This window comes from Flavihumibacter cheonanensis (genome assembly GCF_022352215.1).
GTDB classification, from domain to species: domain Bacteria; phylum Bacteroidota; class Bacteroidia; order Chitinophagales; family Chitinophagaceae; genus Flavihumibacter; species Flavihumibacter cheonanensis.
Map to the genome: position 1 here is coordinate 1 of NZ_JAKRWF010000002.1, position 19,621 is coordinate 19,621.

The 19,621-nt window shown below is 43.3% G+C and carries 23 protein-coding genes; 17 read left to right on the top strand and 6 right to left on the bottom strand.

Features of this window, described 5'->3' with window-relative positions:
* The first annotated feature begins 387 nt into the window (after positions 1 to 387).
* The 7 genes from MD536_RS09310 to MD536_RS09335 all read left to right on the top strand — a co-directional run bounded on the left by MD536_RS09310 (position 388) and on the right by MD536_RS09335 (position 3,685).
* The gene (locus MD536_RS09310; protein ID WP_239598197.1) at positions 388 to 645 is read left to right on the top strand and encodes a type II toxin-antitoxin system ParD family antitoxin; all 258 of its coding nucleotides are present in this window, start codon (positions 388 to 390) and stop codon (positions 643 to 645) included.
* Entirely contained in the window at positions 632 to 892 is a 261-nt protein-coding gene (locus tag MD536_RS09315) for a type II toxin-antitoxin system RelE/ParE family toxin (RefSeq protein ID WP_239598200.1), read from the top strand. Before MD536_RS09310 ends, MD536_RS09315 begins: the two co-directional genes overlap by 14 nt.
* A 72-nt stretch (positions 893 to 964) precedes the next feature.
* Positions 965 to 1,174, top strand: a complete 210-nt coding sequence (locus MD536_RS09320; protein ID WP_239598201.1) for a helix-turn-helix domain-containing protein — start codon at positions 965 to 967, stop codon at positions 1,172 to 1,174.
* Between the two features lie 344 nt (positions 1,175 to 1,518).
* On the top strand, positions 1,519 to 1,827 hold the full coding sequence (locus MD536_RS22160) for a nucleotidyltransferase family protein (protein ID WP_369075803.1): 309 nt from the start codon (positions 1,519 to 1,521) through the stop codon (positions 1,825 to 1,827).
* Positions 1,828 to 2,228: 401 nt separating this feature from the next.
* Positions 2,229 to 2,552, top strand: a complete 324-nt coding sequence (locus MD536_RS09325; protein ID WP_239598202.1) for an FEKKY domain-containing protein — start codon at positions 2,229 to 2,231, stop codon at positions 2,550 to 2,552.
* Between the two features lie 8 nt (positions 2,553 to 2,560).
* Positions 2,561 to 3,103, top strand: coding sequence for a hypothetical protein (locus MD536_RS09330; protein WP_239598204.1), 543 nt, complete (start codon positions 2,561 to 2,563; stop codon positions 3,101 to 3,103).
* Positions 3,104 to 3,148: 45 nt separating this feature from the next.
* Positions 3,149 to 3,685, top strand: a complete 537-nt coding sequence (locus tag MD536_RS09335; RefSeq protein WP_239598206.1) for a type 1 glutamine amidotransferase domain-containing protein — start codon at positions 3,149 to 3,151, stop codon at positions 3,683 to 3,685.
* 7 nt (positions 3,686 to 3,692) lie between these two features.
* Here the strand turns inward: MD536_RS09335 and MD536_RS09340 are convergent, their stop codons facing one another.
* Entirely contained in the window at positions 3,693 to 4,241 is a 549-nt protein-coding gene (locus MD536_RS09340; protein ID WP_239598208.1) for a cupin domain-containing protein, read from the bottom strand.
* Between the two features lie 39 nt (positions 4,242 to 4,280).
* A complete protein-coding gene (locus MD536_RS09345) occupies positions 4,281 to 5,684 on the bottom strand; it encodes a DNA recombination protein RmuC (protein ID WP_239598215.1) in 1,404 nt (467 codons plus the stop codon).
* A 204-nt stretch (positions 5,685 to 5,888) separates the two neighbouring features.
* Here MD536_RS09345 and MD536_RS09350 point away from each other — a divergent pair, with 204 nt between their 5' ends.
* Complete coding sequence (locus MD536_RS09350; protein WP_239598217.1) at positions 5,889 to 6,329, top strand: Hsp20/alpha crystallin family protein; 441 nt, start codon at positions 5,889 to 5,891, stop codon at positions 6,327 to 6,329.
* A 48-nt stretch (positions 6,330 to 6,377) separates the two neighbouring features.
* Here MD536_RS09350 and MD536_RS09355 read toward each other — a convergent pair whose 3' ends face one another.
* Both MD536_RS09355 and cobA read right to left on the bottom strand, forming a co-directional pair.
* The gene (locus MD536_RS09355) at positions 6,378 to 7,070 is read right to left on the bottom strand and encodes a Crp/Fnr family transcriptional regulator (RefSeq protein ID WP_239598219.1); all 693 of its coding nucleotides are present in this window, start codon (positions 7,068 to 7,070) and stop codon (positions 6,378 to 6,380) included.
* 35 nt (positions 7,071 to 7,105) lie between these two features.
* Positions 7,106 to 7,864 (bottom strand): uroporphyrinogen-III C-methyltransferase, encoded by a 759-nt coding sequence (cobA, locus tag MD536_RS09360; protein WP_239598221.1) that lies wholly within the window; start codon positions 7,862 to 7,864, stop codon positions 7,106 to 7,108.
* Between the two features lie 193 nt (positions 7,865 to 8,057).
* Between cobA and nirB the strand changes: the two genes are divergently transcribed.
* The 7 genes from nirB (at position 8,058) to MD536_RS09395 (ending at position 16,594) form a co-directional block, all read left to right on the top strand.
* Entirely contained in the window at positions 8,058 to 10,574 is a 2,517-nt protein-coding gene (gene nirB / locus MD536_RS09365) for a nitrite reductase large subunit NirB (protein WP_239598222.1), read from the top strand.
* Positions 10,575 to 10,593: 19 nt separating this feature from the next.
* Entirely contained in the window at positions 10,594 to 10,959 is a 366-nt protein-coding gene (nirD, locus tag MD536_RS09370; RefSeq protein ID WP_239598224.1) for a nitrite reductase small subunit NirD, read from the top strand.
* A gap of 22 nt (positions 10,960 to 10,981) precedes the next feature.
* Positions 10,982 to 11,806 (top strand): formate/nitrite transporter family protein, encoded by an 825-nt coding sequence (locus MD536_RS09375; RefSeq protein WP_239598226.1) that lies wholly within the window; start codon positions 10,982 to 10,984, stop codon positions 11,804 to 11,806.
* 19 nt (positions 11,807 to 11,825) lie between these two features.
* Positions 11,826 to 13,196: an alginate export family protein gene (locus tag MD536_RS09380; RefSeq protein WP_239598228.1), complete on the top strand. Its 1,371-nt coding sequence runs from the start codon at positions 11,826 to 11,828 to the stop codon at positions 13,194 to 13,196.
* A 103-nt stretch (positions 13,197 to 13,299) separates the two neighbouring features.
* Positions 13,300 to 13,941, top strand: coding sequence for a DUF4136 domain-containing protein (locus MD536_RS09385; RefSeq protein ID WP_239598230.1), 642 nt, complete (start codon positions 13,300 to 13,302; stop codon positions 13,939 to 13,941).
* 138 nt (positions 13,942 to 14,079) lie between these two features.
* On the top strand, positions 14,080 to 14,415 hold the full coding sequence (locus MD536_RS09390; protein ID WP_239598232.1) for a hypothetical protein: 336 nt from the start codon (positions 14,080 to 14,082) through the stop codon (positions 14,413 to 14,415).
* Positions 14,416 to 14,446: 31 nt separating this feature from the next.
* Complete coding sequence (locus MD536_RS09395) at positions 14,447 to 16,594, top strand: prolyl oligopeptidase family serine peptidase (RefSeq protein WP_239598234.1); 2,148 nt, start codon at positions 14,447 to 14,449, stop codon at positions 16,592 to 16,594.
* Between the two features lie 3 nt (positions 16,595 to 16,597).
* On the opposite strand, the gene MD536_RS09400 is transcribed toward MD536_RS09395, so the two are convergent.
* A complete protein-coding gene (locus MD536_RS09400) occupies positions 16,598 to 16,891 on the bottom strand; it encodes a methyltransferase family protein (protein WP_239598241.1) in 294 nt (97 codons plus the stop codon).
* On the opposite strand from MD536_RS09400, the gene MD536_RS09405 reads away from it, so the two are divergent.
* Both MD536_RS09405 and MD536_RS09410 read left to right on the top strand, forming a co-directional pair.
* The gene (locus MD536_RS09405; RefSeq protein WP_239598243.1) at positions 16,890 to 17,894 is read left to right on the top strand and encodes an LLM class flavin-dependent oxidoreductase; all 1,005 of its coding nucleotides are present in this window, start codon (positions 16,890 to 16,892) and stop codon (positions 17,892 to 17,894) included. The two genes, MD536_RS09400 and MD536_RS09405, sit on opposite strands and share 2 nt — an antisense overlap.
* Complete coding sequence (locus MD536_RS09410; RefSeq protein WP_239598244.1) at positions 17,891 to 18,796, top strand: DMT family transporter; 906 nt, start codon at positions 17,891 to 17,893, stop codon at positions 18,794 to 18,796. Before MD536_RS09405 ends, MD536_RS09410 begins: the two co-directional genes overlap by 4 nt.
* On the opposite strand, the gene MD536_RS09415 is transcribed toward MD536_RS09410, so the two are convergent.
* Positions 18,797 to 19,615 (bottom strand): alpha/beta hydrolase, encoded by an 819-nt coding sequence (locus MD536_RS09415; RefSeq protein ID WP_239598246.1) that lies wholly within the window; start codon positions 19,613 to 19,615, stop codon positions 18,797 to 18,799. It abuts the gene before it with no gap.
* Positions 19,616 to 19,621: the final 6 nt, after the last annotated feature.

Here is a 19,621-nt window from a genome sequence, read left to right on the forward strand (position 1 = left end):
AATTGGCTGTAATTTTAGACATGGCGTTTAGATGTTTGGTTAACTATCAAAGTTACTGTAGCTATCCTGCTTGCAGAATAGACTACTACCGCTCTAAACGCCTACTTTATATAGCATAAGGGCTTGGCTAAAGCAGGGCGGGACGACTAAACATCAGCAGTAGATCATTGATGAACGTTAGTACAGTCTTGTAACGGCTTCAATTGGGCTTTTGGGTAATAAACATGAACTTTAGAAAATTATAAATCTGCTGGCCGGACCGGACGTTAGTAATGCCCCTGCCTTCGCCAATACTTTAACGTTGGGCGTAATTCAATTGAGCATCAAAAGGTTCAAAACAATTTTGCAGAAGTACCAATTTTTGGTAACTTTATAAAAATCATTAAAATGGGACGTAATACATCTGTATCACTCGGTGACTATTTTGAGGACTTTGTAGAATCTAAAATTTCAGAGGGACGGTATAAGAATGCAAGCGAGGTAATCAGAGCTGGGCTTCGTCTGTTGGAAGAAGATGAGCAACGTTTACTTATGCTACGTGATGCTATAAAACAAGGTCTCTCAAGCGGAATTGACACTAATTTTGATTCAAAAAAACATCTGGAAAGATTGAAATCTAAGATAAATAAGAATGGCAAATCATAAATTGACCAAACGTGCCGTTAAAGATTTATCTGAAATTTGGTTGTATACATTTGAAACATGGTCTGAGCGACAGGCTGACAAATACTATTCATTATTGATTGATACAATTAGGGATCTTTCAAATAAACCAGAAATTGGTAGATCTTATTCTATCATAGAAAAAGGCTTACAAGGTATAAAAGTGGGCCGGCATATAATTTTCTACAAGGTTATAAGCAATCAGGATATTTTTGTCTTTACCGGCTAATCGTTAAAATTAAATTTGCTCACGGCATCGTATGATATAATTGATGAAATAGCCATATAAATAGAACTTGAAGTGACAATCAAACCAATTAAAACAAAAAAAGATTACCAAATGGCCATCAATCGCATGAAGGCAATCTTTGATTCACAACCAAGAACTCCTGAGGGTGACGAGTTGGAGGTATTGGGCATTCTGATTGACAAATATGAACAAGAGCACTATCAAATAGATTACCCGGACCCAATTGAAGCTATTAAGTTCCGTATGGAACAATTGGGGTAAAGTCAAAATGACCTTGCAAATATGTTAGGATTAAAAGTAGGGCTAGTTAAATACTTAATAGAAAGCGTAAGCTTAGCCTAGAAATAATTCGAAAATTACATCAAACACTTGGCATTCCGACTGAAGTGTTAATTCAGAGTTACTAACTTAATTGCACTTCAGCCATCAAAAGGGCATGGCAAAAGCAGGGCGGCACATGGAGCTTTTTCTGTAAATAATATTTCGGGGGGGGCGGGCGGAACCTTAATAATTGCCTTGTCTTCGCCAATACCCAATCATTGCGCATTATACCTGGCCTCTTTTTCAGAAACTCCTGCATATAGCAAAAATGTTAATTTAGCTATATGAAACTGCTGGACAATTATTCAGACTCTATTAAACAACTTTGCGCGACTCACAAGGTGAAGAAGTTATTTGCTTTTGGTTCAGTCCTCAGAGAAGATTTTAATGAGTCCAGCGACATTGATTTTTTAGTCTATTTCGACAATATGGACTTGATAAATTATACAAATAACTATTTCAATTTTAAATTTTCGTTAGAGGATCTATTTAAAAGACCCGTGGACTTAATTGAAGAGAAAGCGTTGAAGAATCCCTATTTTGTACTGTCTATTTCAAATTCCAGAAAACTTGTTTATGGAAATTTAATTTAAATACTGGCTTTATTAAAGTAATAATTACCTGCTATTATAATGTCAAAAGAAGAGATTAAATCCGAGATAAATAAAATCCTGGACACATTACCCGACACAGTACTCGAGGATTTATTATCTCTTTTAAGCAGTATTTCCGATAGTCCATCCAGAACATTTGATGCCATAGCATTATTAAGCAAGATTTTGGAAGAGGACAATAATCTTCTTAAGCGGTTAGCCATTCCTGAATAGATACCAAATTCCTGATAAGCAACATGATGGCAGTAATTGGTGACACACTTCTATTGAAACGAATTACTGAAATAAAAAAAATAAACCATCCTTATTTGAAAAAAATCACCTTCGCATTTATTTTGATTTTGCCAGCAATTATTGTAGCATTTGTAAGCAAACCAAGTATGCAAATACAAGCGCAAACCAATCAAATTAAAGACACAGTCTGCAACGGGATTTACAGTAAACGTCAGGCGCTCAATGATATTAAAGCCGGAAAGGCCCGGTTATTGGTTCAAGGGGGTATTGCACCTATATATTATCCAACAGACAAAACATTCCGTGAGACATATAAAATCGGGTATGAGATATTCGGATGTGTAGCACCCGGACCTATTGAATGCCTGCAGGAATACAATGAAACCATCTTCAAACATTTAAGTGGCACCTACGGAAACGATTGGAAAAAAGAAGTAAGAAAGGATGTAATTGGATTGAATACAAATTAATAGAGTAAATGCGAATTATTCTATTACTCCTTCTGTTGGTTTTGGGTATAATCTCCGTTGAATTTGAATTCAGGGATATTCAGGAAAGCGACATATTAACTGGACCTATAACTGAATCCATCCCATTTTACTCACTTTGTGCGATCACTCTATATTATTTGATTCGTTCTATCACGAATTTCCAGAAAAACGAAAAACTGGTTGCATTTATTCCGTCAGTAATCGGACTTATCTTTATAGGGATTACTTCCAATCATAAGGTATTTCGTTCTAATCAGAAAAGTTATCAAACTTTGTTTAGAGCAAGCAGCAATGAGTTTGGAAATGATGGAGGATTCAGTTTGAACTTCAAGGAAAACAAGGTGCTGATTGGGGAAAAAATTGATCGGTTTAGCAAGACAACCTATTGGGGTACCTACAAACAGGAAGCAGATACCATTAGTATTGATATTCCCCTGGATTTCCAACTAGGAAAAACAGCATTGCTCCAGGATAGCGTACTTTATTTTCCAGAAGATTCACTGAAATTTGAAGTATTCCATCATAAGTAACAAAAAAGAAATGAGAACCATTGTACACATTTAAAGCTTATTCTCATGGACAAGAAAATCGCGATTCTCGCTACACATGGTTTTGAAGAAAGTGAATTAAAATCGCCCAAAGAAACACTCGAGCAACAAGGTTGGACCGTGCATATTGTGAGTCCGGAAGCGGAAGAGATCAAAGCCTGGGCAAAAACCAACTGGGGACAAGCCTATAAGGTGGATAAAGTATTAAGCCAGACCAGGCCTTCCGATTATGATGCCCTGGTATTGCCGGGTGGCGTGATCAATCCGGATCAGTTAAGAACCAATAGAGATGCCATCGCTTTTGTGAAGCATTTCTTTGATGAGCACAAGCCTGTTGGCGCAATTTGTCACGGCCCACAGGTATTAATCAATGCAGAAGTGGTTAATGGTCGCACCCTTACTTCCGTTGAGGCTATCAAAATGGATCTGAAAAATGCAGGTGCCCGCTGGGTGGATGAAGAAGTGGTAGTAGATAATGGGCTGGTTACCAGTAGAACACCAAAAGATCTGCCTGCCTTTAACAAAAAGATGGTGGAAGAGATCAGAGAGGGTGTCCACGCGTAAGCCCCTATCATTTATACACAATTCCCCATTTTTTATTCAGCCGGTTGTATTCTTCCTGGGACTTAGGTTTCCAGGGAGTTCCAACCGGTGATCCAAATTCTCTGAAATAACCTTCGAAGCCGGCTGGGGAATAACTGAACAGCATAATCAATGTTTCTGTACCTGAATTAGTCATTGCATGCCAAACTCCTTTGGGAACTAGAGCTACCGAGCCTTCTTTAACAGGAATTTGCTTTCCATCCAGCTCAAGCAAGCCTTCACCCCGATGAATTACAATCAATTCATCTTCATTGAGGTGTTTATGCAACGGAATGCCCTCTTTCGGGGCAATTAATTCCCGGCAAAAGGACATCGTTTCATTGCCCTGCCGGTCTTTTGCTACTTTGATCGTAAGCGGCGAATTTCTTCTGCCAATCCAATAGGTTTCACCTTCATCGGCATGCAACACCACAGGCTGGGCATCTCCGGAAGATTCAGCAAACAATTGGGGAGCAGCAAATAGTCCCAATACTCCTGCAGCGGATTGCTGCAAAAATTTCTTCCGGCTTTTTTTCATTCTTCAATTTAAAGAAGATTTAAAAACGGTAGCGCATAATTACTCATCCTCCTCCAGCACATCATTATTTATGTCGGGTAACAATTGCTGCGCTTCAGCTGCCGGCAGGGCTTCCACATTTTTCAATCTACGCGTAATTGCCCTGCTTCTTTTACCCAGGAGTTCATCTACCGTGTCACTGGCGCTATGCAGGTTCTTCTGCGCCTTCTCCAGGAGCCCGCCAAATTTTTCAAACTCAGTTTTAACAGCACCTAATACCTTCCAGACCTCACTACTTCTTTTCTGAAGAGCAAGGGTGCGGAAACCCATTTGCAGGCTGTTGAGCAGGGCAACAAGAGTTGTAGGGCCCGCAACGGTTATTTTATATTCATCTCTTAACTGATCCACCAGGGCTGTACGGCGGATTACTTCTGCATAGATTCCTTCAAAGGGCAGGAAGAGAATGGCAAAGTCGGTTGTGTGAGGTGGTTCAATGTATTTGTCGCGGATATCCCTTGCCATCTTGCGGATGGTAGCTTCCATTGCTTTAGCAGCTGACTCAATTTCTTCTGCTATCGCATTTTCATAGGCATTGATCAGCGTTTCATAAACATCTTTAGGAAATTTAGCATCAATGGGCAGGTAAACGAAACTGTTTTCTTCTTCACTTCTGCCGGGCAACTTGATAGCAAACTCAACCGGCTCGGAACTACCTGCTTTGGTTTTTACATTGGCATCATATTGATTCGGAGCCAGGATTTGTTCCAACAACATCGCGAGTTGCACTTCTCCTACTCCACCCCGAAGTTTAACATTGCTCAGGACTTTTTTCAGTCCGCCTACATCCTGCGCAATGGTCTGCATTTCTCCTAGTCCCTTTTGCACACTCTCCAATTGTTTACCCACGATCTCAAAGGATTGCCCGATTCGCTCACTGAGTGTTTTCTGTAGTTTTTCATCTACAGTAGCCCGCATCTCTTCTAATTTTTTTTCCGTGCTTTCAATCAGTTTTTCCTGCCTTGTTTCCAATTGCTGGAATTTTTCCCGCTGCAGGTTGTTCATGTTCACCATGTTCTTATCAAATGATTCCTGAAATTCCCTGATGGAAAGGGCTAGCTTTTCATTGATCTTCTCGAGTTGTTCAATCGTTCTGTTTCTGAATTCTTTTTGTTCAAGTTTAAGGTCCTCTAATTTGTTGCGTTGTTCAAAGGTGAAATCCTTTAAACCGGCCGCCAATGATTCCCTACCAGCTTTGTTCATTTCGACAAGGGTGTTATTAAGCTCCATTCTATTCTCCTTTGATAGCGTTGCATTTTCTGTCCGGTTGTTCCGGAATTCTTCTTTGACAGCAGCTTCCATTCTGGTAAGAGCAGCAGGGACTACTGATTTATTTCGCAACAATAAAATGATCAGAACGATGAGGTTCACAGCAAGGGATATTAGCAGGATCAGGTTTGTATTCATGTGTATGATTTTCTAATCGCTCTAAAATAAGTTTTCTATCGCTCCTTTGAGTAGATAGATGAGTCAGAATGGTAAGCAGGTGAAATTTTTTCATCTCAACCGAAATTTTTTCACTTTTTCTGACAATTTTTCAAGTAGGAATCCTGCTTGCACGGAATTTGTTATAGAAAATACAGGTAAAAAAAGGAGGTCAATATGACAAACATGATCACAAGAAAAAAAGAAAACACAGGTGGTCTGGTTGATGGCGTCTTTTATAATGCCTTGAACCGCTTTTTTGATGACCGCCAATGGGGCTTCAGTGGTTTAACAACCAATCAACAAGTGCCTGTCAATATCCGGGAAACAGATACCAGTTATGAACTGGAATTGGTAGCGGCCGGATTGAAAAAAGAAAACTTCAACGTGCATGTCAGCAACGATATGCTTACGGTCTCCTTTGAACACAAGGAAGAGAAGCAGGAAAAAACTGAGAGCCTGCTGCGTCAGGAGTACCGCATGCAATCCTTCACCAGGAATTTTAACCTGGATGATACCGTAGACGCGGGCAAGATTGCCGCCCAATACAGAGACGGTATCCTTTGCATCTCGCTGCCAAAAAAAGAAGGTGTGCAGCGCATCACAAAAAATATCCAGGTTCAATAAGCAATTGTTGCCTGACGGAAATCGGCCTGCCATTCCGGGGGCCGATTTTTATGACTGTTCTGTTAATTGATGTAAACCTTCCAGGTTCAACAAGCCAATATTTTTACCATCTGTTTTTATCAATCCTTCTTCTGAGAATTCGAGTAATAAGCGATACACGGTTTCGTAAGCAGTACCAACATAAGCGGCCAAATCCTGACGCGAAATAGTGAAACCGATAAAGCCATCCTTGTCGGTTCCGAATTTTTTTTCCAGCATCAATAAGGCACGTGCTGTTCGGCCTTTCACCTGCATGTGGGCCAGATCGCGCATGCGTTGTTCCGAGAGGCGTAATTCATCTGCCAGGAACATCATGAATTCATGCAAGAAGCCGGTATTAACAGTCAGGCTTACCCGAAAAAAATCCATCGGAATAAAACAGACGGTTGCCTCTGATAAGGCTGTAGCTGTTATGGGATAGGGTTCGTTTAAACTGGAGAGTCCGCGATGTCCCAGGATATCCTGTTCCCGCGCAAACCGGATAATCAACTCTTTGTCTTCGGTCCAGTGTTTGTGCACTTTCACCACACCTTTTACCATGAAATAAACACCTTCCACCGGATCACCTTCTTTAAAGAGGAGTTCTCCTTTTTTGTAGTGCTGAATACGCCGGTTGGTATCCAGTGCCGGCCACCATTCTTTTATACATTTCTGATAAATAAAACAGGAGCTCGCGTCGTAGGGACCTTTCTGCAGTTTCATATCCTTAAAGATAATCCCGGCTGATGGATTAACTTCTATACTGTCGTATTTACTACCCGTCCCAATTCCTTGCGGAAAGCACCTGCCTGCCAGTCGACCACTTCTCCAATAATAATGATCGCCGGGTTGGTGAGTTCAGCATGCTGTGCCCGGAAACAGATATCCTTCACTTTTCCAGTGATGATTTTTTCATTGGGCAGGGTACCATTCTGAATAATCGCGGCGGGTGTTTCTGATTTACCCTGTTGCCGGAAGATATCAGTGATGGTTTCCAGTTTGCTCATCGCCATCAGGATGATTACTGTTGCCGTGGATTGGGCTGCCAGGTAGATATCGCGCGATAATTCATTGGTTTTGGTAGTACCGGTCAGCACCCAGAAACTTTCATTGACACCTCTGCAGGTAACGGGTATACCAGCCAGGGCAGGCACTGTGATGGCGCTGGTTAAACCAGGAATCATCTCCACCTCCATACCTCCTGCTCTGGCTGCCAGGATTTCCTCACAGGCCCTACCGAAAACAAAGGGATCACCTCCCTTTAGCCGCACCACACGCTGGTACTGCCTACCGTATTCGAGGATCAGGAGATTGATTTCCTCCTGGCTCAGGGAATGACAGCCAAACCGCTTCCCTACAAATTGCTTGACAACAGCTTTACCGGCATAGTCCAGCAAGGCTGTATTTGCCAGGGCATCATATAAAATAACATCCGCTTCCGCTAATACACGGATGGCTTTCAGGGTAATCAGTTCCGGATCGCCAGGGCCGGCACCTACCAGAAATAATGTTGACATATCTATATATGATATTTTGTTATGTAATAAATTTCATACAAGTTATTTGATTTTTTAAGTTTATTTGTTATATTCACAATATAATTCTTGCCAAAACGATCATTTTTCTTCAACTATTGCTTACATATGTGATATAGATTTTTTTCACATACGATTGCTTGCCCTTTCCTTCAGACACTAAAACAAGCTGTTTATGAAAATAATAGTTGTCGGAAATGGCATGGTAGGTTATAAATTCTGCGAGAAACTGATCGCGAAAAAACTGCCCAATGCAGAAATCACGGTATTTGGAGAGGAACAATATCCTGCTTATGACCGGGTTCACCTCAGTGATTTTTTTGCCGGCAAAAAGCCGGAAGACCTAAGTCTGGCGCCTGCCAGCTGGTACGCAGACAATGGGATCGACCTGCACCTGGGGGATCCGGTTCAGTATATTCGTCCGGCTATCAAATTATTACAGACCCACAAAGGCCATATCCGGAATTATGATATTCTGGTATTGGCTACCGGTTCTTCAGCTTTCGTGCCGCGTATTGAAGGCATTGAAAAACAGGGTGTTTTCCTCTATCGAACGATTGAAGACCTCCACCTTATAGCTGCCTATGCCAAAAAAGCCCGCAAGGGGGTAGTAATTGGAGGCGGACTACTGGGGCTAGAAGCTGCCAAAGCCCTGCTGGACCTGGGAATTCAGGACAGTCATGTGATTGAGTATGCAGACCGTTTGATGCCCAGGCAACTGGATGAAAGTGGCGCAGAGATTTTAACCAACACCTTAACGAGTCTTGGATTATCCATACATACGGGCAAGAACACGGCCCGCATCTGTGGTAAAGAAAGCATCACCGGATTGGAATTTACAGATGGAACAAGCCTGGAGACCGATCTGCTGGTGGTATCGGCAGGCATCCGGCCGCGGGGAGAGCTGGCAGTGGAAGCAGGCCTGGAAACAGGGATGAATGGCGGGATTGTGGTAAACAATTTCTTGCAAACCAGCGATCCTTCTATTTATGCAATTGGTGAATGTGCCCTGTATAATGAAATGATTTATGGGCTGATAGCGCCGGGATATGAGATGGCGGAAGTGGCCGTACAAGAAATTTGCCGACTAAGCGCAAATTCAACTCAACGCACCCGCGAATTCACAGGCTATGATATGAGCACCAAACTCAAACTCGTAGGTACGGATGTAGCAAGTTTTGGGGAGCCCTTTGCAAACGGGCCGGAGGTGCGGAATATCATCCTGAAAGATTCTGCCAAAGGCATTTATAAACGACTCAATGTAACAGCAGATGGCAAGTACCTGCTGGGTGGTATCCTGGTGGGTGATGCCAAACAATACAACCTGTTATTACAAACCTGTAAGAACAGGATACTGCTGCCACAGCACCCGGAAGACCTGATCCTGCCTGTACGCGAAGGAAAAAAAGAAGAAGGTACCGGAATAACAGCACTTCCCGATGAAGCATTGATCTGCAGTTGCGAAGGAGTAACAAAAGGAGCCATCTGCCAGGCAGTATCTGACCAGGGATGTGAAACAGTGGACGAAATAAAAAAATGCACGAAGGCCGGAACCGGCTGCAGTGGCTGTTTACCCATGGTCAAGGACCTAATGGTACATACCCTGAAACAACAGGGCAAATATGTGCGGAATGTGCTTTGTGAACATTTTAATTACAGTCGCCAGGAGCTCTTCGACTTGATCAAACTCCATGAACTCAAAACCTATAATGAGGTGCTGGATCAGTTGGGTAAGGGCGATGGATGTGAAGTATGCAAACCGGCTGTATCCTCTCTGCTGGCCAGTTTATGGAATGAGATGGTGTTGACAAAAGGCAATGACACATCGCAGGACAGCAATGATCGTTTCCTGGCCAATATTCAACGGGGTGGAACTTATTCAGTAGTGCCTAGAATTCCGGGAGGAGAAATCACGCCGGAGAAACTGATTGTAATTGGGCAGGTTGCGCAGCAATATGGTTTGTATACCAAGATCACAGGGGGCCAGCGGATCGATTTATTCGGGGCCCATGTGAGTGACCTGCCGGCTATCTGGTCGGCATTGATTGCAGCGGGATTTGAAAGTGGTCATGCATATGGAAAAGCGTTGCGCACAGTGAAAAGTTGTGTAGGCAGTACCTGGTGCCGGTTTGGTTTGCAGGACAGTGTAAGTTTTGCCATTGAGGTGGAGGAGCGTTATCGTGGATTGCGGGCACCCCATAAAATCAAATCCGCTGTATCAGGATGTATACGGGAATGTGCAGAAGCACAGAGTAAGGATTTTGGGATCATCGCCACCGAACAGGGATGGAATTTATATGTATGCGGAAATGGAGGAAGCAAGCCACAGCATGCATTATTACTTGCAACAGATCTTGACAGCGCAACCTGTATTCGGTATATCGACCGCTTCCTGATGTTTTACATTAAAACGGCTGATCCATTAACCCGCACAGCCACCTGGCTGAATAAAATGGAAGGCGGCATCAACTATCTCAGAAATGTGGTAGTGAATGACAGTTTGGGAATGGGTGCGCAATGGGAAGCAGAGATGCAGGCCCTGGTGAATGCATATCAGTGTGAATGGAAGGTGGCTATTGAAACGCCTGAAATTCGAAAACGATTCAATCATTTCGTCAATGCACCAGGCGAAAAAGATCCTACTGTTCAATTTGATTCGCTCAGGGAACAGAAGAAAGCTGCGAATTGGTAATCCTTCTTAACTATTGGATATGACTACAGAAAAAGCGATCCTGACCCAGGACAAGACCTGGTTTGCTGCCTGCCGGGTAGAAGATGTTGTAGAAAATGGCGGCGTATGCATTAAGTATGGCGATGAACAGATTGCCTTGTTTTACTTCACGCGCCGAAATGAATGGTATGCGACACAGAATGAATGTCCGCATAAAAAACAGATGGCATTAAGCAGGGGTATGATCGGCACCAAGGGGGAAGAGCCCAAAGTTGCTTGTCCCTTTCATAAGAAAACCTTTTCGCTTCGTACAGGCGAATGTCTGACAGGAGACAGCTGCAGCATTAAAACCTACCCGGTGAAAGTAGAAGACGGACTGGTCTACATAAAAGTAGATATACACTAACCATCACTAAAAACAACTGATTATGGATTACGTACAACCAAAGGAAGTAGCTGAAACCATGTTACAGGCCGCAGTAAACAAAGCTGCATTAAGCACCAAAGATTTATTGATACGAGGCATGTTATCCGGGGCATTGCTCGCGATCTCAGTAACCCTGGCATTGGCTGCCACATCACAAACCAGGATTCCCTTAAGCGGAGCTATTGTTTTTCCGGTTGGATTTGTGATCATCGCTATATTGGGATTAGAGCTTGTAACGGGAAGTTTTGCCCTGATACCCCTCGCCTATTTTGAAAAAAAGATCAGTGGTGCCACCATGCTGAAAAATTTGAGCTGGGTTTTCCTGGGGAACCTGGCCGGTAGTTTACTGTATGCGTTGCTGCACTGGGCTGCATCCTCGGAGATGGGAACAGTTACAAGTTTGGGTGCTATTGAACAGTTGCTGGTGACTGCTGCTGAGAAAAAAACCATCGGATACGCGCAACATGGGATACCCGGATTTTTAGCTGCCTTTGTAAAAGGCATACTATGCAATTGGATGGTATGCATGGGAGTGGTGATGGCTATGACCTCCAAATCAACCTTAGGAAAAATTCTGGCAGCCGGTATTCCCATCTTTATCTTTTTTGCACTCGGCTATGAACATGCGGTGGTGAATATGTTTGTGATACCTGCCGGCATATTGTTTGGTGCTAAGGTCTCACTGACCGACTGGTGGATCTATAATCAACTGATCGTAACCATTGGAAACATCATAGGTGGATTGCTGTTCACCGGGATGGCCATTTACTACACGTACGGGCGGCAACAAAAATCCGACATCAACCCAATTCAAAAAGCCGCTTAGTTACTTAATACATACGGAAATGAAAAACAGTATACGGCGAATAAGCTTCCTGCTTATTCTGGTGCTTTCTATTGCACAAACGCAGGCTCAATTGACAGTAACAGCACAATTGAGAACCCGTACAGAATTTCGGGATGGACAGGGAGCACCCTTGCAGGAAGGTGTAGATCCGGCATTTTTTACTTCCCAGCGAACGCGACTGGGATTGGGGTTCCAGGCCTACCGGTTAAAAATGGGACTAACGGTGCAGGATGTACGCGTTTGGGGACAGGATGTAAGTACGATCAACAGAACTACTACACAGGACAACAATGGATTCATGGTTCATGAAGCCTGGGCGGAAGTTTTATTAACTGATACGAATAGTCGAAAAGGAGAGCTGGCATTAAAGATCGGAAGACAGGAATTGCATTATGATGACCAGCGATTGATTGGCAACCTGGACTGGCTGCAGCAGGCCCGGCGACATGATGCGCTGTTGTTAAAATATCACCATGGAAACTGGTGGATACATACGGGATTTGCGTATAATCAAAATAAGGAAACATCAAATGGAACAGGATATATCCTTACACCAGCTGGTGGGTATCCGGGAAATACCAATGGAGGCAGCATGTATAAAAGTTTTCAGTATATGCATGCGAATAAAGTCTATGCGGGAGGAAGGCTTTCGGTTTTGTTTTTCAGCGATCAGTTTTCTAAATACCGGACAGAAATCAACAATGGTAGTAGTGTGAAAGTTTGGGAAAAGGGAGTCTGGACCCGGATGACAACGGGGTTCTATGCAGAGAAAAAAGCTGGCAACGCGAATTTGACTGCTGAGGGATATTTTCAGTTTGGGAAAAATGCGAAAGGACAGGACCTATCAGCCTGGTTATTGAGTATGGAGTATTTTCAGCAGGTTAGAAACCAATGGAAGTTGGGATTGAGATTGGATTATACAACAGGCGGTTCGTCTGAAGGAAGGTCCAATGCCTTTGATCCTTTGTATGGAACACCACATAAGTTCTGGGGACTGATGGATTATTTCTATGCGGGATCCGGATTTGGTGAAAAGGGGCTGATTGATTATTCTATTCGATCAAGGCATAAAGTTGGGGAGAAAGGTGAACTCCTGCTTGACCTGCATCAGTTCAGCAGTGCGAGCAGCGTGATGGATGTTAATGGAAGAGGCTTATCCCGAAATTTTGGAACAGAGTTGGATTTGGTTGGGAAGTACAGTCTCACCAGGATGATTGGCATGGAGCTGGGGTACAGTCATTTTCTGGCGGGAAAATCGTTGACTTCGGAAGGTGTAAAAAATATTCCGGGTGCGCAACGGCATAATAATTGGTTGTATCTGATGCTCAACATACGTCCGGAATTTATTTTCGAGGTGAAAGAAAAATAGGGTTGGAAATTTAATTACATTTAGTACAGATAACTCAAATTGCGCGGCTTGTTTTGGTAGCAACTAATCCTACCCGTATTAGTTCCATATAAAACGCCATCATATGCGCCCTCCAGTATTGTTAGCTGTTATTGTAACGGCAATTCTTCTTAGTTGCGGTTCCTCTCAAAAAATAACCAGTTCCTGGGTAAATCCCGACTGGCCAGCGAACCCCAATTACAAAACGGTTTTTATTGCTGTGTTAAGTAACCGGCAAACAGTCAAGACGAAAATTGAAAATGAATTGGCGTCTTTTATCCAGCAAAAAGGATACACAGCCATCAAAAGTTCAGATATTTTTCGTCCGGGTTTTACAGACGAGAAAATGCCTGCCCGTGAAGAAATGCTGGGCAAAATCCGCGAACTGAACAGTGACGTCATTTTTACAGTTGCCCTTGTCGATAAGGAGAGTGAGAGCCGGTACGTTCCGGGTAGTATGCCTTATCGGCCTTATATGGGATATTATGGACGGGGTTTCTGGGGGTATTATAATTACTGGTATCCGTTTGGGTATGATCCCGGTTATTATACCACAGATAAGACCTATTTTCTCGAAGGCAATCTCTTTGATGTAAAAACGGAGGAGCAGCTTTGGTCGGTTCAAACAGAGGCATATAATCCAACGAGCATTGAAAATTTCAGTAAGGAATATGCCCAATTGCTCTGGAAGCGGGCAGAGAAGGAATTGCCATTTAAAAAGCCCTGAGGCCAATGTGCCGGCCTTTCTGATTATCAGCAGCTTACCAAAGGACTGGGAATTTTTTATCAAAATCTCGATGAAAAGCTTGCGTATGTCATCCAGTCTGATAACTTTGTATTTCAAAGTGCTTTTTAAACAATTAATATGGAAGCAAGAATTTCTATTCAACAACTCGCAGGCTGGTTTTTCGGCCTGGTATTTACAGCGATTGGGCTGATCAACCTGTTCTGGGGAAACGACCCGCTTTATGGTGTATTTGTGGTACTGCTGGCGCTGATATATTTTCCGCCGGTAACACATATTATCCAGGGAATAACCGGATTTCGTATTCCTGTATGGAGCAAGGTTTTATTGGGCGCATTTATTATCTGGTCCAGTTTAGGAGTAGGTGAATTGTTTGATAAAATCGAATTGATGCAGCAGTCTTTTTCGGCCAATGAGTTGAATGAAGGGGGGTATTCTATTTATTTTTTGGTGTAAATGTTAAGTATATTTAGGAAAGCGCCTATTCATGCGATGTTACCTTCTCCTGCTGGTTTTACTGCCTTTCTATCGGCTTACAGCACAGCTGGTTTACCCAAAAGCAAAAACAGAAAAGTTTGATACCACGGTGATGGGAATCCGAATATCGGATCCCTATTTCTGGATGGAAAGAAAGGATAGAGAAGCGGAAATGATGCAGTTCTGCAAGTTACAGGGGGAATTTGCTGATGCTGCTTTAAATAAAGTTCCAGGCCTTAGCCTCCTGGAAAAAGAGATCAATGATGCTTATTCCGGATTGCAATCGGAAATCTGGAATCTGCAATCCATTGGCGACAATTTCTACTATTATCGTGATACAGAAGATAAAGGCCCAACGTTGTGCAGGAGAAAAGGGGTTACCGGTGAAGAGGAAAGAATACTCAACAGAGTAATCATAAACGGCCAACGTTACTCAATAAGAAAGCGCCTGTTTGCAAACAAGCGGCCATTACTTGCAGTGATGCTTACCCGAAATGGAGAAAATGATCCGCATATCAGAATCTACCACCTCGATTTAAAGGAGTTTTTAGCGGACAGTATTGGTCCGGTCATGTTTAATGATTCAAGAGGTGTATCCATGGCATGGGCACCGGATGATACTGGAATTTTTTACACACAGGCACCACCAACAACCATCCAAGCAGAAAAATATTTCAATGGGAAGATTAAGTTCCATAAAGTTGGAACAGATCCTTCAAAAGATGTCGCGCTATTCGGATCCGGGCTGAATCCGGATATATCATTAAAGGCCGGAGAAACTCCCTACGTATATAGTTTTCCCAATTCGCCCTATATCATTGCAAGAGTTCGTTCCGGTTCAGATGACAATTATGCATTCGCAGTGCATATATCAAAACTGCAGGGAGCAACAACACCCTGGGTGAGGCTACAGAATTATATAAACCTTGGAGACGGATTTGATGCCAATGGGGAATGGCTGTATGCAGTAACAACGGGTCATCCAAATTATCGGATGGTTCGAATCAATATGAAGACAGGAAAGGAACCGGAAGCGCTGCTCCCTCCATTTGAGTTGCCCATTGCAGGTACTGATGTTCAGTATAACAAAGCCATTATAGCAGGAAAAGATTTTCTGTATATACTGCTTAGACAAATCGGGAATATGCAGATTGTGCAAGTAGATCTGAAAACCAGGAAAACAAAGCTGCTGCCCATAAACGATAAAGTGAGTATCAGCCAGTTGTTCCTTCGCAATGAAAATGATCTTGTTTTTTGTCAATCAAGTCCCGTCAAATCAGATGAATACAAAATATACAATGCAGGAAAGAACGAACTAACCGGATTGCCCTTTACTGCAAAGTCGCTGGATAAAACCAGAGAACTGAAAACAGAGGTATGGATGGTACCATCGAGAGATGGGAAAAAAATTCCGGTTTCACTTGTCTATGGAGACAGTATAAAAAAACCTTTCAGCAATCGATCCTTCCTGATAGAAGGCTATGGGAACAGTGGTGCAAGCAATGATCTATATTTCAATCCGCAATTCCTACCCTGGCTTAACAGGGGCGGTATCTATGCCTATGCCCATGTAAGAGGAGGAGGTGAATTGGGTGATGACTGGTACAAGGATGGGCAGTACCCAAATAAAATGAATTCCATCAATGATATGGTGGATGTGGCAGATTTTCTGATGACCAATAACTATTCGAAACCAGGGGGAATCGTAGTGATGGCAGGGAGTGCGGGAAGTTTCCTGGTGGGCAATTCACTCAATCAGCGACCGGATCTGTTTGCAGGAGGAATTTTCCTTGCCGGTTTACCTGATCTCGCCTTACACACAGATGCTGCAGGTGCCCGGGAAGAGAAATCAGTAGGACCTAAAAACACCCCGGAAGGATTTCGTTCCAATTATGAGATCAGTGCTATTCATCATATTCCAACGGGAAAATCGCTGCCAGGTTTACTAATTGTTCATGGTGCCACAGATTATATTCTTTCCCTTTCTCCGGTTGCCAGATATGCGGCAAGATACCAGGACAGTCAGGCAGGCCATCGCCCCGTACTATTGAGGGTTCAATGGGAAGGTGGGCACCTGGGAGGAGCAGGTGAAATTTTTGATATACTTCGTTTTGCCTTATGGCAAACAGGTGATCCGGAATTTCAGCCGAAGGAATAAAGTTCAAATCAAACGCCTCACCCGCTCTTTATACCGCGTATAGGCTTCCCCATGCTGACGGCCAAGAAACTCTTCCTCTAATCGTATCTGAATCTGGATAACGATATAACTGCAACACGATACAAAAAAAGTGATCAGGTTTGGCAGTACCAGAAACAAACCGAATACACTGAATAGCATACCCAGGAAAATCGGGTTGCGCGAGTAAGCCATGTGATTGTAAGAAATAAATGATTGCAAACTTGTTGCAGTTAGGACCTGTTTGCGCAAAAAGGGAGTTGTATCTTTGCGCGTCATGAAAGCAATTCCTTATTCCATATTGGAATTAGCGGTGGTGGCGAAAGACTCCACCCCTGCTGATGCCTTCCGAAACAGTCTCACCCTTGCTCAGCAGGCAGAAAAATGGGGTTATACCCGGTTCTGGCTGGCAGAGCATCACAATATGGTAAGTGTGGCAAGTTCGGCTACGGTAGTACTAATTGGCCATATTGCAGGAGGAACCAAAACCATTCGGGTAGGCTCTGGCGGGATTATGTTACCTAATCATTCACCCCTTCTTGTAGCTGAACAATTTGGAACATTGGGTCAACTCTATCCCAATCGGATTGATATGGGGCTGGGCAGGGCGCCTGGTACAGATCAGCTAACAGCACAGGCCATCCGGCCCGACCGGATGCAATCGGTTTTCCAGTTTCCGCAGGAGATCAGCCAGATCAAACAGTATTTTTCTCCGGCGAATGCAGGTGCCAAAGTAAGGGCAGCGGTAGCAGAGGGGGTTCAAATCCCGATGTATATCCTGGGATCCAGTACAGATAGCGCTTACCTGGCTGCAGAGAAAGGATTGCCCTATGTATTTGCCAGTCATTTTGCCAGCACACATTTGCTGGAAGCATTAAAGATTTATCACCAGCGCTTTCAGCCTTCAGCAGAATTAAATAAGCCCTATGCTATTGCTTGTGTAAATGTAATTGCTGCAGAAACGGAGGAGGAAGCGGAAAGATTATCCACTTCTTATCTGCGTATGATCCTAGGTGTTATGTCCGGACAAATTGACTACCTGCAACCGCCGGGTGAAATGACCAGTGAGCTGGCAGCATTGCGGGAACATCCTGCTTTGCAGTCTTTTTTGAAATACAGTTTTATTGGGTCGCGTGAAACAGTGAAACAGCAGATAAAGGAATTCCTGGTACTAACACAGGTAGATGAACTGATGATAACAACAAATGCGTTCCACCTGGAAGACCGGTTGAAATCCTTTGAGCTCGCTGCATCCATTCTACAAGAACTCTCTGCTATATGAGTGCGACGAATAAATTTTCCGGCATCCTGATGGCGCTGTTTGCAGCTATCTTCTGGGGTGTTTCCGGAACCTGTGCACAGTATTTATTTGAGCAGAAAGCTATAGAACCAGGCTGGCTCGTAAGTTGGAGATTATTGCTAGCCGGTAGTATCCTGGTGGTATTTGCTATTACCAGAAAAGACAGTGATGCATTCAGGATCTGGAAAAATCCAATGGATGCTTTATCCTTGTTGCTTTTCAGCATATTAGGAATGGTAGCCGTACAGTATACTTATTTCTACAGCATTCATTTGTCGAATGCTGCAACGGCCACCGTGCTGCAATATATTGGTCCCCTCTTTGTAGTTGCATTTTATGCCATTAAAAACAGACGCTGGCCGGTGCTGATCGAATATGCCTCCCTGTTACTTGCACTGGGAGGAACTTTTCTCCTTGTAACACATGGAAGCCTGGACAAAATGGTGATTACGGAGGCAGCGCTTTTCTGGGGATTGTTATCCGCTTTTACGCTGGCATTTTATACTATTCAACCTGTTCAGTTGCTTAGAAAATATTCTGCTGCAACTGTAACGGGATGGGGTATGTTGATCGGAGGAATCCTCTTTTCCCTGTTTACCAAACCCTGGCAGATCCAGGGTGTTTGGGACACAGGTACCTGGTTAGCATTCGGATACATCGTTCTTTTCGGAAGCGTGATTGCCTTTTATATTTTCCTTCGTTCGGTTATAATAATAGGTGCACCTACAGCCAGTTTACTTTGTTGTGTTGAACCCCTGGCAGCTGCGGCTGTTGCGGTCCTCTGGCTGAAGGTTCCCTTTGGTGGCATGGACTGGTTGGGTACGTTGTTTGTACTAATGACCATTGTATTGCTCACCTTGGGTACCAAAAGGAAGGCTGCCTGATTATTTCAACCTGATAAATGCATTGTTCACGGCCTGGTGCAAAATGGTTGCATGATTTTCATCCGGCAGGTAATCAAAATAACATTGCATACGCGGTGAAAGCGCTTTTAGTTTTTCATACAGCAGATTGGCATCTACTTCCATAACTCTTGGATTAGCACCCGGTGTGAGTCCTTCCTTTCCAACGGCAATGTATACCTGAAGAGAGTCATTGATCGACCAGTTAGTAAGTTTTCCCTGAAGCAAGGAGGCATTATCCCACCATAAACTCGGGCTCACTATAATATATTTAGTAAACAGGGCGGGTTTGGTAAGCAGTATTTCAGTTGCCAGCAAGCCGCCCAATGACTGCCCTAAGATAGTTTTAGAAGAAGTGGTTCTGAATTTTTTTTGAATAAAGGGTTGCAATTCCTTTTCAATAAAAGCTATGAATTTTGCAGAACCTCCAATGGTAGGAAATGCTTTTTGTTCTTCGGGCGCCTTGCTTGGTTGTGTGTAATCCCTTCTTCTGTCAACTGTTGCGATACCCACCACTATCGATTTTGGAACCCGGTTCACCCATTCGAAACTATTGAATTGTACAAGTCCGGATATATGGATAAAATCCTCATCCGCTGACCCATCCAGTAGATAAATAACCGGGTAGTGGGTGGTATCGTTTTGCTTATAACCTTCAGGCAGATAAATATTCAGGACCCTCTTTTCATTCAATTCTTTGGAATTGATTTCCTCTATTGTACCCAGTACAAAAGGTTTGGATTGCGCAAAAGAGACAAATGAAAACAGCAGGAAAAGTTGAAACAGAAAATAGCGCATCATGCAATA